Origin of the sequence: Ectothiorhodospira marina, from assembly GCF_900109495.1 — a bacterium.
In the GTDB taxonomy this organism is placed as follows: domain Bacteria; phylum Pseudomonadota; class Gammaproteobacteria; order Ectothiorhodospirales; family Ectothiorhodospiraceae; genus Ectothiorhodospira; species Ectothiorhodospira marina.
The window spans coordinates 16,375-32,862 of the sequence record NZ_FOAA01000006.1 but is presented as its reverse complement, the minus strand read 5'-3'; the positions used below and the strand labels follow the sequence as shown (position 1 = coordinate 32,862).

The window sequence follows — 16,488 nt, the reverse complement described above, 5'->3', positions numbered from 1 at the left end:
TGACTACACCTTGAGCAGATGCTCCCGGTAGTGGCGCAACTCGGTGATGGAGTCCCGGATATCCTGTAGCGCTTGATGGGTCGCATCCTTGGACAACGTGTTGAGCACACCTGGCGCCCAGCGCCGGGCCAGTTCCTTGAGCGTGCTCACGTCCAGATTTCGGTAATGGAAGAAGGCTTCCAGATCCGGCATGCACCGATACAGGAAACGCCTGTCCTGGCAGATGGTGTTGCCGCACATGGGTGACGTTCGGGGCGGCACGTAATCCTTCAGGAAACGCAAGGTGGCCTGTTCGGCATCCACCTCGTTGTACATGCTGCTTCGCACCCGCTGCAGGAGGCCGGAACGGCTGTGGGTGCTGTGGTTCCAGTCGTCCAGGCCACCGAGGATCTCCTCATTTTGATGGACGGCGATGACCGGACCCTCAGCCAGGATATTGAGCTCCTTATCCGTAACGATGGTGGCAATCTCGATGATGTAGTCGGACTGAGGGTCCAGACCGGTCATCTCAAGGTCAATCCAGACCAGGTTATCCGGGTGCGGGTTCATGGGGTTCCTTTTTTGTTCGAACATGACGTCTGTGGCACAGTCTACACTGTAGAGACGCGCATTTTCGAGGCGGCCAGCGCCGCCGTGGGAGGTTGCATGAACGAATCACTGAGTCAGAAACAATGCCTGCCCTGCGAAGGTGGAGCTTCCCCTCTTGATGAGGGGGCGGCCAAGGGCTTGATGGAAAAGCTTGCCAGCGACTGGCAGTTATCCGACGACGCTACGACATTGAGTCGCACCGTACGCTTTCGCAACTACCATGAAACCATGGCCTTCGTGAATGCCGTGGCCTGGATTGCCCACCAACAGGATCATCACCCGGACATGGCCGTCAGTTACAATCAATGCCGGGTGGATTTTGCCACCCACGCCATTGGCGGCCTGTCGGAAAACGACTTCATCTGTGCCGCCAAGGTGGATCAATTGCTGCACACATAGACAACCCACGGGACACGCAATGACCCAATCCATGGCCGGCAGAGTGGTCACCCGCTTCGGATCACAGGTACTGGTGGAAGACGACCAGGGAACGGTCCACCGCTGCACAACCCGTCGGCGCCTGGAAAATGGCGTGTGCAACGACCGGGTGCAGTGGCATCGGGATGCCCAGGGACACGCCGTGGTCACCGACATTCTGCCCCGTTCCAACCTGCTGGAGCGGGTCGATCCCCGCGGCACTCCCAAGAGCGTGGCTGCCAACCTGGATCAGGTGGTCGTGGTCATCGCACCGGCTCCGGCACCCAACTGGTCGCTGGTGGACCGCTATCTGGCGGCGATTGAGCGCATGCCGGCCCGGGGAGTGATCCTGTTCAACAAGGTGGACCTGATGCCTGCCGGGACCCCACTGCCTCCTCCCCTGGCGGAGTATCGGGATCTGGGTTACGAGGTCATACACGCCAGCGTGCCACACAACCACGGCATGGAGGTTCTCCGCGCCACGCTGTCGACGGGTGTCAGCGTTCTGGTGGGGCAGTCCGGCGTGGGCAAGTCATCCCTGGTCAAGGCCCTGCTCCCGGACCTGGAGATCCGCATCGGGGCCCTCTCCGAGATGGGGGGTGAAGGGGGGCGACATACCACCACCAATGCCACGCTGTATCCCCTGGCCTGCGGTGGAACCCTGATCGACTCCCCTGGCGTCCGTGACTTCACGCCGGGGCCAGCCTCCCGGGAGGCGCTGGTGCAAGGCTTTGTGGAGCTTCGAAATCTGGCCGGGGAATGTCGCTTTCAGGACTGCAGTCACACGGTGGAGCCGGGTTGCGCCGTTCTCGAAGCAGTGAAGGCCGGCCGCATCAGCCCGCGACGATATGAGAGTTATCGGAGTTTGCTGCCGGGGTAAGAAGACGGCGAGCGGGCGTCGGATTCAGAAATTCATGCCCATCTCGATACCGAAGATTTCCACATTGCTCTGTGAGGATCCGGTGCTGCAGTCGACGCAATCCAGCCCGGATGCTTCGAGGCCACCGCCCCCAAAGCCCGGGGATGACAACCGATACCGATCATAATAGAAGTCCAGACGGAATTCGCTCCCCCCCACCAGGAAGAGATTACTGAAGTTCACGAAGCTTCCAGAGTGATACTGGGACATATGCGCCGGGTCCTGACCAAACATCAGGGAGGCCAGATCCAGTTCCTCATCCAGATCCAGGGGATACTTCAGACCCATGTGAAGACGGCCCCGCCACTGTTCCGTTTCAAAGACCGGGCCAGCACCAATTCGAGTGTAAAACACCGGATGCAATTCATCCTGGAAGGCATCGACCCCGCCAGCGCTCTGGATGCCCTGGTTCCAGGCCTGACGAACGCGGTCGTAGCCCACCCCCATCACCAGGTCATAACGTACCCGATCCGCCACATAGCCCAGTTGGTAACCGCCCACGGCCTCCATCCCAGTCCCCGTCATGCGACCCGTGGGTACCGGCACATGGTCGGTCTGTCGACGCAGGTCATAATCCAGGCGCTCGCGGAACAGGCGGCCGTCCAGGGCTGTGAGGTGTCCGTTCCCCTGGGTAAGGAAATTCTCCCAATAGGGCCCGACGCTGAAGCGCGGACCCACCTCTGACTCGAGACCCCAGGCGCTGGGGACATCCCACTGAGCCAGGCTGACCCCCGGGGAAAGGGCCGGGTGCACCGCCTCATCCGCACTCACACCCGCAGGGCACCACAGCAACACACCCAGGCATAGAGTTGAGAGAGACGACTTGTTCATTCCGGCAATCCTCGGTGTGCAATCAGCCTGGGGGCCACTCCATCTGGCGCCCCCCCAGAAGGTGCATGTGCAGATGATAGACGGACTGGCCACCGTCTGCATTGCAGTTCATCACGGTTCGATAGCCATCCTCGGCAATCCCCTCCTGTCGCGCCAGGTGTGTAGCCACCCACTGCAGCCGCCCGATGAGGGCACTGTCTTCATCGGTGATGTCGTTCAAGGTGGCAATATGCTTGCGCGGTATCAACAGCACATGCACCGGGGCTTGCGGATTGAGATCACGGAAGGCCACCACCTGCTCATCCTCATACACCTTGTCGGCGGGGATGGATCCTTGGGCAATCTTGCAAAAGATACAGTCGGTCATGCATTCACCATGGCAGATTCAGGCGGATAGCGTGTCCGCTCTTTCAGTAATCCCGGCGCCCGTCAAAGGCATGTGACAGGGTGCCGCGATCCACGTATTCCAGTTCCCCCCCCAGGGGGATGCCGTGGGCGATCCGGGTAGTACGGATACCCCGGGACCGGGCCATCTCGCTGATGTAGTGGGCTGTCACCTCGCCCTCCACAGTGCTGCCCGTGGCCAGGATCAGCTCGGCGACCTCCCCTTCACTCAGGCGGGCCTCCAACTGATCCAGCCCCAGCTCCTCGGGCCCCACCCCGTCCAGGGGAGATAACTGGCCCAGCAGGACATGATACTGACCGCGAAAGCCAGTGGCCTGCTCAATGGCCAGCACATCCGCGGGTGCTTCCACCACGCACATCACCTGCCGGTCACGCCTCGAATCGGCGCACAGGTGACACACCTCATGTTCGGTGAGGGTGCGACACACCCGGCAGTGTCCAATCCGTTCCACAGCCTCGCGCAGCACGGCGGCCAGGCGCAGGGCCCCCTCGCGATCCCGCTCCAGCACATGCAATGCCATGCGCTGAGCGGATTTCGGGCCCACGCCGGGGAGGCATCTCAAGCCCTCCACCAGGCGCTCCAGCAGAGAGGTCTCGGCCACGGAGGACTCAGAACGGCATCTTGAAGCCCGGGGGCAGACCCATGCCCTGAGTCAGATTGCCCATGTGTTCCCGGGTCATGTCTTCCACCTTCTGCACGGCGTCATTCATGGCGGCGGTCAGCAGGTCCTCGAGCATGTCACGGTCATCTTCCAGCAGGCTGGGGTCGATGCTGACCTTGCGCACGGCGTGCTTGCCGGTCATGATCACGTTCACCAGGCCGCCACCGGACTCACCGGTCACTTCCATCTCGGCCAGCTCGGCCTGAGCCTTGGCCATGTCTTCCTGCATCTTCTGGGCCTGCTTCATCAAATTGCCAAGTCCGCCTTTCAGCATATCTTCACCTTACAAACGTCAGTGGAATCAAGAGGCCTAGTGTATCGCCTCGGGGTCAATGAAACATCCTCGCCAACCCGAATTCATGATCTGGAGCGGGTCGGGCATTACTGCCGATCGCGTGGCCGCACGGAACCCGGGATCAGCTCAGCATCAAATTGATCTTTCAATCCCTGCGCCCAGTGATCCTCTTCAATGGATTGCTCGGCCGCCCGCTGGCGGTCGGACTCCCGACGCGCGGCCATGGCGGCCGGCGTCTCCCCCTGGGTATCGCCTACCTGGATGGTGAGTTTCACCTCTTCGCCCAAGTGCCGGCGTAGCGCTTCCTGTAGCTTGTCCTGAGCCTTGGTTGTCCTGAAGTTGTCATGCTGGCGTGCCAGACCCAGGACCAGCTCCCCCTCCTCGTAACGCAACAGCGCGCAATGGCTGGCCAACTGACCCGGGATCCCCCCCAGTCCGAGGCTGGCAGCCAGTTGCGGCCAATCCAGATTCCCACTCCCGGCAGCCGGAACCGAAGTGGCCACAGGGGGCGCGGAAGGGGCAGAAGGCGGCGCAGCAGGCCTGGGGGCGGCCTTTGGAGCCGGCGTCGAGCGATCGCCAGCAGGTGCGGACGAGGGGGATTGAGTGATCGCGGCCTTCGGCTGCTGGGCCTCCACCGGCCGGAACGCCAACATGCGCAACAACACCATTTCCATCCCGGCGCGGGGCTCCGGCGCCAACGGCAGGTCCCGGCGCCCGATCAGGGCCACCTGGTAGAACAATTGAACATCTTCGGGCGACAGGCGCGCCGCCAATTCCCTGAGCATGGATGGCTCATCGGGCAGACTGTCCGCCACCTCGGGCACCTGCTGGACGAGGGCCAGATGATGCAACAGGGTCATCACCTCTCCCAGTACCGCCGCATAATCCGGGGCCTGCTCCGAGAGCGCCTCCACCGCCGCCAACAACTCACGGGCATCGCCCTCGGCCAGGGCCTGCAGAAGCCGCTTTAGATGATCCCGGGAGATCGCCCCGAGCATATCCAGCACCTCGGCCTCGCGCAGCGCACCGCCACCAAAACCAATGGCCTGATCCAGCAGGCTCAGTGCGTCACGCATACTGCCCGAGGCAGCACGCGCCACCTGCATCACTGCAGCAGGCTCCGCCTCGATGCCTTCACGTTCCAGCAACTGGAGCAGATGACCCTGGATCATCTCCGGCGGCATGGCCTTGAGATTGAACTGCAGGCAACGGGAAAGCACGGTGACCGGGAGCTTTTGCGGATCCGTGGTGGCCAGCAGGAACTTGACGTGGGGCGGGGGCTCTTCCAGCGTCTTGAGCAGGGCGTTGAAACTATGGGTGGAGAGCATGTGCACCTCATCCACCAGGTAGACCTTGAAGCGGCCACGGGTCGGCGCATAGGGTACGTTTTCCAGCAGATCCCGGGTGTCCTCCACCCGAGTGCGGGAGGCGGCATCCACCTCAATCAGATCGACAAAGCGGCCTTCGTCGATCTCACGGCAGGCGCTGCATTGACCGCAGGGCTCAGCCGTGATGCCCGTCTCGCAGTTGAGGCATTTGGCCAGAACGCGGGCGATCGTCGTCTTGCCCACGCCGCGGGTGCCAGTGAACAGGTAGGCGTGATGAAGACGGTCTTCGCGCAGGGCGTTGGAGAGGGCACGCACCACATGGGGCTGACCCACCAGTTGTTCGAAGGTGCGGGGACGCCATTTGCGGGCCAGGACCTGATAGCTCATGGATCTCGTTACGGGTCGCTGAAGAGTGCCAAGCCCGGCATGGCCTCGAAAGGGTGGCAACCCACACCAGCCACACCCCGGCGCCCAAGTCCACTGCTACCGTTGCTCCCTTCCGGGCCTGGCGGGGTTCACAGCTTGTTGTCGCGAGGGGACCGGTGCAGGTCACCATTGCTCGGTACGTTTGGCGCACGGGCGCCAAAAAGGTGTTGAATTATGCGGGCTTTGCTGTGGGAGCGTCAACCCGCGCAGCGCTCCATCCCCAGTTCATGGATGCGCAGGGCATGGGCATCCACTGCCCCTCGGGCCACCTCCAGCAAATGTCTGTGATGGGTGAACAGCATCACCTGCCCCGCTCCGGCGAACTGCGCCAACGCCTGCAGGATCAGGCCGGCGCGAACATCGTCAGAAGTCATGAGCACATCATCGAGGATCAGCGGCATGCCGGGGTGAGAGGCTCGCCGCAACTCCAGGGCCGCCAGACGCAATGCCAGGTAAAGCTGGTCACGGGTGCCCTCACTCATGGCATCCACGCCGATCAGATTGCCGTCATCCCGCATGGCCTTCAGTACGGGCACGTCCTGGGACTCATCGGCCTCCAGGTGCGTGTAGCGCCCCCCAGTCATCAGTGCCAGATACTTCGAAGCTGACGCCACCATGGGCGCCTGGGAACGCTGACGGAATTGTTTGAGGGCCTCCTGAAGCAATGCATGGGCCAGCCTCAGGCGCATCCAGGGACGGATGGCTCCCTGGATGCACGCAGCAGCTGATTCCATTGCCTCCCGAGCCTGGGCTGCCTCATCGGAGGTATCCACGGCTTCCAGATCCCTGCGGGTGCGCTCTTCCACCCTGCGGGCCTCGGCAACCCTCTGCCCCAGACGCTCGATGTCCGCCTGACAACGGGCCTGATCCGCCTCGATCGCGATTACATCCAGCCCCTCAAGGCGCTTGCGCAGCTCCGCCTCTGACTGGCTGGATGCCTGGGTGAGCTGCCGCTGCCGCTCTTCCAGTACCCTGCGCACCTGGCGCTTGCGATCCGCTCTGGCCTCGATCTCGGGCAGATCCTCCTCAACGGCCACCCCTGCGGCCTGACACAGGGCCTCAAGCGCCCCGGCCTGGATATCGAGTGCTTCCCGGGCTCGGGCCCGGGAGGCGGCCGCCGCGCTCTGCTCCTGAAGCCCCATGGCCCGCTGATGATCCCGCTCCCGGGCAACCCGCAGCCTTGTCTGTAGCTGCCCCGTATAGTCATCGGGTGAACCGGGCGGTGGCTCACCCAGCAAATCCGCCAGGGTGGCCACCTGATCCTGGAAATCACGCACCAGCGACTGCTGACGTGCCTGAGCGGCGAGCATATCCTCTCGCTCGACACGCAAAGCCTCCAGGGCATCCAACTCCTCCAGGCGCGCGCGCACTGCTGCCGGCACTGCCTCCACAGGCAGCCCGAGACGATCATGCCAGGCTGCCACAGACCGGGAGCGGGCCTGCCACTCCTGCTCCATGACCTCGATTTCCCGAGTCAATGCGGCCCGATCCTTTTGCCGCAGCCTTGCATGGTGTTCCCGTTCCTGACGACGTCCCTGCGCGGCAGTGGCCTGACGTTCCCAGGCGCCGGCCTGCTCGATCAGGGTGGCAAGGTCAGTTCCAGCCGGTCGCTCGCCCACGGCAGTCAACGCCTGCCTCAACGCCTCAACGGCCTGTCGACGCTGCTCATGGCGTGCTGACTTGTCGCGCTCCAGCCTTTCCAGGCGTCTTGTCAGTTCCAGCAGGGTCTCGCGGCGTCCCTGCCATTGCCCCAGGGCATCGGGCGACAGATCCGGCAACCCCTGGGCATTCAGGCGCGCCCGCCACTGCTCTCTCAATGCCTCATACTCCCGCACCCCCTGCATATGCTGGGCCTGGATCTCCTGGTGGCGTTCCTCCATCGCCTTGAGCCTGCTCTGACACTCCTGGATCCGGGCTGCTTGACCGGCATTTTCCCTGAGCTGATCGGCCTGATGATCGGCCTGCACCTGGGCCGCCTCGAAGCTTTCCGGCAAGGGACGAGCGAGATCAAGATCATTGATTGCGCTCTCAGGCGTTCCTTCACCCGCCACATAGACCTGCCGCAGACGCGACCACAAGGCATCGCGCCATGCCCGAGCCTCACGCAGGGTATCCAGGGTCACCACCCGCCCCCCGGCTGTCAGCTGTTCCAGCTGCCGGGATTGTTCCTGCATATCCCGCTGCAGTCGGGTCGCCTCCTCCTTCAGCCCCCGCAAGGTATCGTCCACCGCATCCATGGCATCCCGGGTTTCGTCCAGCTGAGCCTGCATCAGGGGCTGGATTTCCCGCACGGCCTGAAGATTCGTCTGGCCCAGGTCGATCAGATGCTGCTGCACCTGGCTACGCAGATCGTCCTGATCCCGTTCCAGGGCCTGGGCATCCGTGGTCATCTCTCCGAGGGCCCGGGCCTGATGCAAGGCCTGTGCAAGATTTTCACTGGCCGCCACCTCGGGTTCGAGCGCGTCATCCTGGGCTTCCCGCTCGGCAGCCTCCAGCGCCTCGAGGCGAGCCCGGCGGTCCTCCAGGCGAGGTCCGATCACTGCCAACGCATTGAGATCAGCCTCCAGACCGGCCCGATCCGCCGCTGAGGGCAGGTTTTTCAGCAATCGCTTCACATCGGCCTCGCTCCCCAAGCGATGGACCTGTTCAGCCAGACGCACATCCAACTGCTCCACGCGAGCCTGTTGACGATGCAGCTCCACCCGGGCCTCGGTCACCGTCTCCAGGCGCCCGGACAAACGCTCAATGCTGGCCGCATGCGCCAACAAGGGCATTTCAATCACCTGGGCCTGCAATCGGCGCTCGCATTCCTGCCATTGGGCCTCGGCATCCCGCAGATCCTGCTGGGCGCGGCTGCGGGCCTGCTGAGCAGCCAGGCGTTCCTCGCGGGCCTCTGCCGCCAGATCGGGGATGGCGTCCAGTGACGTCAGTTCCTTGCGCAACCGGTCCAACTCTTCCAGGAGCGGCGCCACGGTGCGCAGGGCGGCCAGGTCCCGTTCATGGCGCTGGGCCTCCTCCCGTCGGGTTTCCAGGGTGGTGAGTTCTTCCAGAGCCTGCTGGTGGGCGCGCTCCAGGGACTGCCACTGGGCAGGTCGCGTCAGCGCCTCCCTGTGAACTTTGCGCTGTGCCTCCAGGGTCGCTCGGGCCTCATTGATCACGGCCTGGGTGGCACGCGAGTGTGGACTGAAAAGGCCTTTGGCATCCGCATCCAGGGCCTCAAGAATGCTGGCGATACCTCGGGTACCGGCACTGGCCTCGAACAGGGCAGACCCCAATTCCCCCTCTCCCTTGAGCAAACGGTTCCCACCCTCGCGCAATCGCAGGTGATCCAGACCGAACATGGCCTCGAATGCCTCTCGGGTCAGCCCGCCGGTGAGTTGCTGCTCCTGCTCCGGCGTGGCGGCGGGGGCATCGGTCAGGGGGGTCTCTTTCGTATCCGGCCGGTGCAGGGTCACACCACGCCCCTTGCGACGCACCAGATAGACAGGCTGCCTCCGAGCATCCACAAACATCCCGGCAATGCGCAGCCGTTTAAAATCATGAACGAAGTTGTCTCGGCTGCGCTCGGGGATGCCAAAGCGCAGATCGGTCATGGCTCGCAGTGCTGAGGATTTGCCGGCCTCGTTGGGGCCATGGATCAGGTGAAGCCCATTGGCGTCCTGCCCATCCTCTGCTTCGCCAAAGACGATCCGGGTATCGGTAAATGGCCCAAAGGCCTGAAGATCCAGCCGAATGAGTTTCACGATGCGCCCTGCCCTTCATCACTCAGCCGTGCCAGCACAGTGGATTCGGCATCCAGCAGCAGATCGCGCATCTGCTGGGCATCCCGCAGGTCCACCCCGTCCAGAAGGTCCAATTCGCTGGGGAGTTTATCCAGGAGACTTGCAAGCGGCTGTTGAAGGAACTGGGCCGCCTCGTCCGGATTTTCCATCATTGCATCCACCAGACGCAGCAACTCGCCCACTGCGTCATCCCTTGCTGCCACCTGCGTCCGCTCCAGTGGGCGAGCCAGGCGCACACGCACCTGCTCCACCCATACCTGGGGTCCGTCCAGATCCTGCGCAGCGGCACGCACCTGTGCCTCCAGCGTGCCCGGCTGACGTGCCTCCAGGTTTCTCAGGGCACTTGTTCCGGTCAGGTGCACACGCACCGCATGCAGACGCTGCAGATCTCCTTCCAGCACCTCATCCAGTGCCCGCGTGACCCGGCGCACAAAGTGAGCAACATCCTCCACATCACTGATATCCAGTTCGAGTCGATGCCAGCGCACCACATCCAGGGGCATGAATTCGGACTGAATCCCCGCCGGGGTCACCCGCACCAGATCGCAGCCCTTGGGGCCAATCTCGTTGGCATGGCGGCCCTGCAAATTGCCTGGGAAAACGATGCGCGGGCTTTCACACACCACCTCACGATGGTGCACGTGCCCCAGGGCCCAGTAGTCGTAGCCCTTGGCCGTCAGCGCCGTCACCTCGGTAGGGGCATAGCGATCATGGCCTGCGCGTCCACTCAGACTGGTATGCAACAGCCCGATATTGAAGCAACCCGTCACCGGCGCCGGATATTCGGGCACCCAGTCCTCATCCACCGCGCGATCAGGAAAGCTGCGCCCATGGAGGGCCACGGGCAGATCTTCCAGTTGCACCGTCTGTACCGTTCGACTGGAAAACACAGTCACGTTTTCGGGCAGAGGTAACTGGCGACTGATCACCCCCTGGGCATCATGATTGCCCTGCACCATGAAGACCCGAACCCCGCCCCGTTCAAGACGCACCATCTGCTCGCGGAAGAAGAGGCCGGTGTGAAAATCCTGCCAGTCCCGATCATAGATATCGCCGGCCAGCAGCAGGAAATCCACCCGGGCATCCAGGGCCATGGCCACCAACCCCTCCAGGGCCTCACGCGTGGCGTTGCGCAAGCGCTCCACCGGCGCCCCGTCATAGCGGTCCAGCCCCTTGAGCGGACTGTCCACATGCAGGTCCGCCGCATGCAGGAAAGTGAAGTTCATTCAGTCGTCCCGATGTCCGTTTGACCGCAGCAGGATCAAGCCACGCCCGTACAAGGGAGGCGGGCAACCTGCTACCATTATGTCACCTCAATCTGCCAGAACCGTACGCCATGATGACGAACAATCCTGAGTACCGTCGGCACACCACCGTTCCGGTGCGTGTGGGCCATGTCACGGTGGGCGGCGACGCCCCAGTGGTCATTCAGTCCATGACCAACACCGACACCGCCGATGTTGACGCCACCGCCCGGCAAGTGGCCGACCTGGCACGGGCCGGCTCCGAACTGGTGCGCATTACCGTGAATACCGACGAGGCCGCCGATGCCGTCCCCCGGATCCGCGAGCGCCTGGATGCCCTGGGGGTGAACACCCCCCTGGTGGGGGATTTCCACTTCAATGGGCACAAGTTGCTGAGCAAGTATCCCGCCTGCGCCGAGGCCCTGGCCAAGCTGCGCATCAACCCGGGCAACGTGGGCCGCGGGGCCAAGCGCGATACCCAGTATGCGCAGATGATCGAAATGGCCTGCCAATATGACAAGCCGGTGCGCATCGGTGTGAACTGGGGCAGCCTGGATCAGGACCTGCTGGCCCGCATGATGGACGAAAACGCCCGTCAACCCCAGCCCCTGGGCATGCATGACGTCAATCGCGAGGCCTTGATCCAGTCGGCGCTGGGCAGCGCGGCGCGGGCCGAGGAGATCGGCCTGCCGCGGGACCACATCATCCTCTCCTGCAAGGTCAGCGGCGTACAACCTCTGATCCGTGTCTACAAGGATCTGGCATCGCGCTGCGACTATCCCCTGCACCTGGGCCTCACCGAGGCCGGCATGGGCGTGAAGGGGATTGTCGCCTCCACCGCCGGCCTGGCAGTGCTGCTGCAGCAGGGCATCGGCGATACCATCCGCGTCTCACTCACCCCGGAGCCAGGCGCGGAACGCACCAAGGAAGTCATTGTGGCCCAGGAAATCCTGCAGAGTCTGGATCTGCGCCGATTCCTGCCAGCCGTGGTGGCCTGCCCCGGTTGCGGCCGCACCTCCAGCGATTACTTCCAGCATCTGGCACAGGACATCCAGAACTACATCCGCCACAAGATGCCCGATTGGAGTCGACAGTATCCCGGCGTGGAGGAGATGACTGTGGCGGTGATGGGCTGCGTGGTGAATGGCCCCGGTGAGAGCAAGCACGCCAATATTGGCATCAGCCTGCCGGGGACCGGCGAGACCCCGATTGCACCAGTCTACGAGGACGGCGAAAAGACGATCACCCTTAAAGGCGAACGCATCGCCGAGGAGTTTCAGGTGCTGGTGGAACAATACATCGAACGCCGTTACGGGCGGTAGACACCCGGGTCACCGAAGCGTCAGAAACCCTGGCCTGTCCGTCGCAACGACTCCAGGTGAGCACTGGCCAACTCGACCAGCGCCTTGAATCCCTTCAGCGCCCGCCGATCCAGCGCACAGGCTTCGGAACGGCGGTCGGCATAGATCAGACCGTAGGGCTGATCCCCCACAAATACTGAATGGGCGAAGAACTCACGCACGCCGATCAGGGTGCGCATGGAATGCGGCACCCGTGGCCAGACCTCATCACAATTGGAGGGGTTCAACCAGAAGGCCGAAGGTCGCTTCATCATCACCGCAATCAGGTGTCCCCCAGCCAGGTTGAGTTCGAACCGATTGAAAGCTGGCTCGTGATCCGTACCTTCCATGCGCTCAGCCGACAAGGTGTCGCCAATGTCGCTGAGTCGTGCAAATACCGCCCGGTTGAGCCCCAGGCCCTCGTGCAACCCCTTCAGCAGCACATCCAGCACCTGATCACTGTCCTGCAGTGAATGGGAGGCCAGCTGGCGGCGTGCCTGCTCGAACCGATCCGAGCGGGGCATGAGGCAAAATACCGGCTCGGGCGGCTTGGCACCCTCTTCGCGATAGGCCTTCACCCTGTCCTCGTCCAGCAAGGGAACGGGATCCAGGCCATAGAGATCCACATGGGTATTGAAATGCTCAGTGGCGCCGTTGATGTAGTCGGCCAGCTCCCCGGAACTGCAATCCAGATAGCGGGCTGCCTGCTCCAGGTTGCCCCCCACCCCCGGATGGTCCCAGGCGGCCATGGCATCCCGCGCCAGGTTGGAGGCCAGCATCACCCCCATGGCACGGGCATGACGCGCGTTGGCAGGGCACATGCATTCGCGCACCATGGCCGGCAGCTGCCAACGCTCTGCCAGGGCGTGACCCACCGTTTCAAGACTGACATCCAGGGCCACATACTCGGCTTCATGAGGCAGCACCTGACCGTCCAGGACCAATTCCATATAACGTGACATGCGGCGCTCGTCATGGATTGTCCAGATCAACTCCCCAAGGTCGTAGAGCAACGCCGCCAACCCCACTTCAGAGGGGATCATATCGTGACGATTTTCTGCCCAGGTCTCCGCAAGAATCGCCGCATAGGCCACTCGCCCCGCCAGATAACGGTAATGCGACTGGGCCTGCGCGGAGAGGATATCCGGGAGCTTGTCCGTCTCGCGGATGACCCGTTTCAACCCATCAGTGCCGATCATCATCACCGCTTCATCCAAGGACACCACCTCGGTACGAAAATGACGATGGGGCACACCATTGGCCACCCGAATCAACTTGAGGGCAAGCCCGGGATCCCGCTGCACCAGACGCCCCACGGCTCGCATGCTCATCCGGGAGTTGGCCTCCACAACGGACAAGAGAACGGGGGTTCCCTGGAGCAGCGGCAGGTCCCGGTCACCCAGGTGGTGCACCCAGTCCGCCAGCGATTGCTTGTCCATTAATGTGGCTCCTTAGCCCAGTTGAGTGTGATGGGCGTCTCGATTGCGCTATTATCGCGTGGTTTTTTGTCGGCAAGCCAGCCCCCTAGTCATCGCGCCACCCCGGAGGATAGCGGCTCGTGAATCTGATCATTGGTTCAATCATCGTGATCGTCGCCGTGCTAGGTGGTTGGTCCCTGCACGGCGGGCAGCTGATCCTTATCTGGCAGCCCTACGAATTCATCATCATCTGCGGGGCGGCGCTGGGCGCCTTTGTCATCGCCAACCCCATGAAGACGATCATCCAGGTGTTCAAGTCCATCCCCAGACTCCTGGGCGGGGCCACCTACAAGAAAGACGATTATCTTCAACTACTCGGCCTCATGTACGAGATGTTTTCCAAGGCCCGCAAGGAAGGCTTGATGTCGATCGAGGCGGACATCGAGGAGCCGGAAAGCAGCCCGCTGTTTGAAAAATACCCTCGCATTGCCAAGAACCATCATGCGGTGGAATTCATCTGCGATTACATGCGCTTGGTGGTCAGCGGGGCCATGAATCCATTCGAGCTGGACAACCTCATGGATATCGACCTGGAAACCCACCATGAGGAGGCAGCCGAACCCTCCCATGCGGTGGCCCGGGTCGCCGATGGCCTCCCGGCCTTTGGTATCGTTGCGGCGGTACTCGGGATCGTGAACACCATGAGCGCCCTGGATGGCCCCATCGACAAGATTGGCGCACTCGTTGCCGCCGCCCTGGTTGGCACCTTCACCGGTATCCTGCTTGCCTATGGCTTTGTTGGCCCCATGAGCTCCGCCCTTGAGCGGCGGGCTGAGGAAGAGGCCAAGTTCCTGGCCTGCCTCAAGGCCTGCATCCTGGCCAACGTACAGGGCTACAGTCCGCAGGTGGCGGTGGAATTTGGGCGCAAGGCCATGGCCTCCGACCTGCGCCCGAGCTTCGCGGAACTGGAATCCCATCTCCGCGGCGCCAAGGAGTAAGGCCCCATGGCGGCCGAAGACAAAAAGCAACCCATTGTCATCAAGCGGGTGGTCAAGAAGAGCGGCCACCACGGTGGCGCATGGAAAATCGCCTTCGCGGACTTCGCCATCGCCATGATGGCGTTTTTCCTGTTGCTCTGGATCCTGGGCATGACCGACGATCGGCAAAAGGCCGCCATTTCGGAGTATTTTCAGAACCCATCGGCCGCCATGGGCATCAGTCCCACGCCCCCCTACCCCACCGAGGGGGACGGCGCCTCGCCATCCATTATCGATTTTGAAGGGGCCATTGACATGGATCGTGCCGAAGAGACGGCACGGGAGCAGGATGAGGCGCGCCTTGAGTCGTTGATGGAGGTGCTGGAAGAAGCATTGGACAAGAGCCAGGCTCTGGAACCCTTCAAGGACCAGTTGTTGCTGGACATCACCCCCGAGGGGCTAAGGATACAGATCGTTGATCGCGAAAACCGGCCCATGTTTGACCTTGGCAGCGATAGCCTTCGCGATTACTCCCAGGCAATCCTTGCTGAACTGGGCTCCATCATCAACGAAGTACCCAATCGGGTCACCATCACCGGACATACCGACGCCCGCCCTTTCCCCAGGACCAACTACACTAACTGGGAGTTGTCCGCAGACCGGGCCAACGCAGCCCGCCGAGCGCTGGTGACCGGCGGCATGGAAAGTGACAAGGTGGGCCGCGTGACGGGCCTGGCCTCCACGGTACTGTTCAACAAGGATGACCCCGCCGACCCCATCAATCGGCGCATCAGCATCATCGTGATGAACAAGGAGGCAGAAGATGCCATGCTTGAGAGCACCGCGGTGGAGTATGAAGGGGGTGAGGCGAGTCCCCTCTGACGCGAATTTATGAACTTCACCTTCCGCCAGCTCAAGGCCTTCGAGGCCGTTGCCCGACATCTGAGCTATACCCGCGCCTCGGAGGAACTCCACCTCACGCAGCCTGCCGTCTCCATGCAGATCAAGCAGCTTGAGGAGCATGTGGGCCTGCCGTTGTTCGAGCAGATCGGCAAACGCATCCATCTCACCGACGCAGGGCGCGAGCTCTACCACTACAGCTGCGCCATCGCCGCGCAACTGGCAGAAGTGGAGATGGTCCTGGACGAGATGAAAGGCCTGCGTCGCGGCCATCTGACCATCGCCGCCGCCAGCACCGCCAACTACTTCGTGCCCCGCCTCATCGCTGCATTCTGCAAACGTCATCAGGGCGTCTCGGTCACCCTGGAGGTGACCAACCGTGAAGAACTACTGAACCTGCTGGCCATCAACGCCATGGACCTGGCCATCATGGGGCAGCCCCCCACATCCGAGCCCATTGCCCACCCTTTCATGGACAACCCCCTGGTCATCATCGCCCCACCGGATCACCCACTGGCCGGCGAAAGGAACATCCCGTTGAGCCAGCTCTCCGGGGAGTGCTTCGTGATGCGAGAGAAGGGCTCGGGAACACGGGGCGCCGCCGAACGCTTCTTTGCCGAGCACGGCGTGGCACTGCGCGCAGCACAGCAGATGCATAGCAGTGAGGCCATCAAGCAGGCGGTAGAAGCGGGCATGGGCCTGGGCGTACTGTCCATGCACACCCTGGAGATGGAGTTATTGTTGAACCGACTGGTGGTACTGGATGTGGAAGGCTTCCCCATCCGTCGGCATTGGTATGTGGTGTATCCACGGGGCAAACGCTTCTCGCAAGTAGGGCAGGCCTTCCTGGATTTCACCCTTCAGGAGGCGCCGCACGTGCTCAGAGCCCCCCCTCTGACGACCGGCCGTGACACCTCGCCAGCCCTGGAGACACCGACCTGACAAACAGGTATTGA

At 62.6% G+C, this 16,488-nt stretch carries 15 protein-coding genes and 1 other RNA gene; 6 read left to right on the top strand and 10 right to left on the bottom strand.

Annotation, left to right across the window (positions count from 1 at the left end):
- Positions 1–3: 3 nt before the first annotated feature.
- Positions 4–549 carry an oligoribonuclease gene (orn, locus tag BMY52_RS06915; RefSeq protein ID WP_090252640.1) on the bottom strand — a complete coding sequence of 182 codons (546 nt, stop codon included), beginning with the start codon at positions 547–549 and terminating at the stop codon, positions 4–6.
- A gap of 96 nt (positions 550–645) precedes the next feature.
- On the opposite strand from orn, the gene BMY52_RS06910 reads away from it, so the two are divergent.
- Positions 646–987 (top strand): 4a-hydroxytetrahydrobiopterin dehydratase, encoded by a 342-nt coding sequence (locus tag BMY52_RS06910; RefSeq protein ID WP_090252868.1) that lies wholly within the window; start codon positions 646–648, stop codon positions 985–987.
- Positions 988–1,006: 19 nt separating this feature from the next.
- Positions 1,007–1,885 carry a ribosome small subunit-dependent GTPase A gene (gene rsgA / locus BMY52_RS06905; RefSeq protein ID WP_090252638.1) on the top strand — a complete coding sequence of 293 codons (879 nt, stop codon included), beginning with the start codon at positions 1,007–1,009 and terminating at the stop codon, positions 1,883–1,885.
- A 24-nt stretch (positions 1,886–1,909) separates the two neighbouring features.
- On the opposite strand, the gene BMY52_RS06900 is transcribed toward rsgA, so the two are convergent.
- The 8 genes from BMY52_RS06900 to BMY52_RS06865 all read right to left on the bottom strand — a co-directional run bounded on the left by BMY52_RS06900 (position 1,910) and on the right by BMY52_RS06865 (position 10,879).
- Positions 1,910–2,755 (bottom strand): hypothetical protein, encoded by an 846-nt coding sequence (locus tag BMY52_RS06900; RefSeq protein WP_143050441.1) that lies wholly within the window; start codon positions 2,753–2,755, stop codon positions 1,910–1,912.
- 22 nt (positions 2,756–2,777) lie between these two features.
- The gene (locus tag BMY52_RS06895) at positions 2,778–3,122 is read right to left on the bottom strand and encodes a histidine triad nucleotide-binding protein (protein ID WP_090252631.1); all 345 of its coding nucleotides are present in this window, start codon (positions 3,120–3,122) and stop codon (positions 2,778–2,780) included.
- 43 nt (positions 3,123–3,165) lie between these two features.
- Positions 3,166–3,762, bottom strand: coding sequence for a recombination mediator RecR (gene recR / locus BMY52_RS06890; protein WP_090252627.1), 597 nt, complete (start codon positions 3,760–3,762; stop codon positions 3,166–3,168).
- Between the two features lie 7 nt (positions 3,763–3,769).
- Positions 3,770–4,096 carry a YbaB/EbfC family nucleoid-associated protein gene (locus tag BMY52_RS06885; RefSeq protein WP_090252624.1) on the bottom strand — a complete coding sequence of 109 codons (327 nt, stop codon included), beginning with the start codon at positions 4,094–4,096 and terminating at the stop codon, positions 3,770–3,772.
- 107 nt (positions 4,097–4,203) lie between these two features.
- A complete protein-coding gene (dnaX, locus tag BMY52_RS06880) occupies positions 4,204–5,832 on the bottom strand; it encodes a DNA polymerase III subunit gamma/tau (protein ID WP_090252622.1) in 1,629 nt (542 codons plus the stop codon).
- Between the two features lie 61 nt (positions 5,833–5,893).
- An RNA gene (ffs, locus tag BMY52_RS06875) (signal recognition particle sRNA small type) lies at positions 5,894–5,990 on the bottom strand.
- 78 nt (positions 5,991–6,068) lie between these two features.
- Positions 6,069–9,614 (bottom strand): ATP-binding protein, encoded by a 3,546-nt coding sequence (locus BMY52_RS06870; protein WP_177169879.1) that lies wholly within the window; start codon positions 9,612–9,614, stop codon positions 6,069–6,071.
- On the bottom strand, positions 9,611–10,879 hold the full coding sequence (locus BMY52_RS06865) for a metallophosphoesterase family protein (protein WP_090252615.1): 1,269 nt from the start codon (positions 10,877–10,879) through the stop codon (positions 9,611–9,613). Before BMY52_RS06865 ends, BMY52_RS06870 begins: the two co-directional genes overlap by 4 nt.
- Positions 10,880–10,989: 110 nt before the next feature.
- Here BMY52_RS06865 and ispG point away from each other — a divergent pair, with 110 nt between their 5' ends.
- Entirely contained in the window at positions 10,990–12,219 is a 1,230-nt protein-coding gene (gene ispG / locus BMY52_RS06860) for a flavodoxin-dependent (E)-4-hydroxy-3-methylbut-2-enyl-diphosphate synthase (protein ID WP_090252614.1), read from the top strand.
- A 20-nt stretch (positions 12,220–12,239) separates the two neighbouring features.
- Here ispG and BMY52_RS06855 read toward each other — a convergent pair whose 3' ends face one another.
- The gene (locus tag BMY52_RS06855) at positions 12,240–13,676 is read right to left on the bottom strand and encodes an HDOD domain-containing protein (protein WP_090252612.1); all 1,437 of its coding nucleotides are present in this window, start codon (positions 13,674–13,676) and stop codon (positions 12,240–12,242) included.
- Positions 13,677–13,795: 119 nt separating this feature from the next.
- On the opposite strand from BMY52_RS06855, the gene motA reads away from it, so the two are divergent.
- Genes motA through BMY52_RS06840 form a run of 3 tightly spaced genes read left to right on the top strand, consistent with a single transcriptional unit; the run spans position 13,796 to position 16,474 of the window.
- Positions 13,796–14,653, top strand: a complete 858-nt coding sequence (gene motA / locus BMY52_RS06850; protein WP_090252609.1) for a flagellar motor stator protein MotA — start codon at positions 13,796–13,798, stop codon at positions 14,651–14,653.
- A gap of 6 nt (positions 14,654–14,659) precedes the next feature.
- Positions 14,660–15,514 (top strand): flagellar motor protein MotB, encoded by an 855-nt coding sequence (motB, locus tag BMY52_RS06845; RefSeq protein WP_090252605.1) that lies wholly within the window; start codon positions 14,660–14,662, stop codon positions 15,512–15,514.
- Positions 15,515–15,523: 9 nt separating this feature from the next.
- Positions 15,524–16,474: a LysR family transcriptional regulator gene (locus tag BMY52_RS06840; RefSeq protein ID WP_090252602.1), complete on the top strand. Its 951-nt coding sequence runs from the start codon at positions 15,524–15,526 to the stop codon at positions 16,472–16,474.
- Positions 16,475–16,488 lie beyond the last annotated feature (14 nt).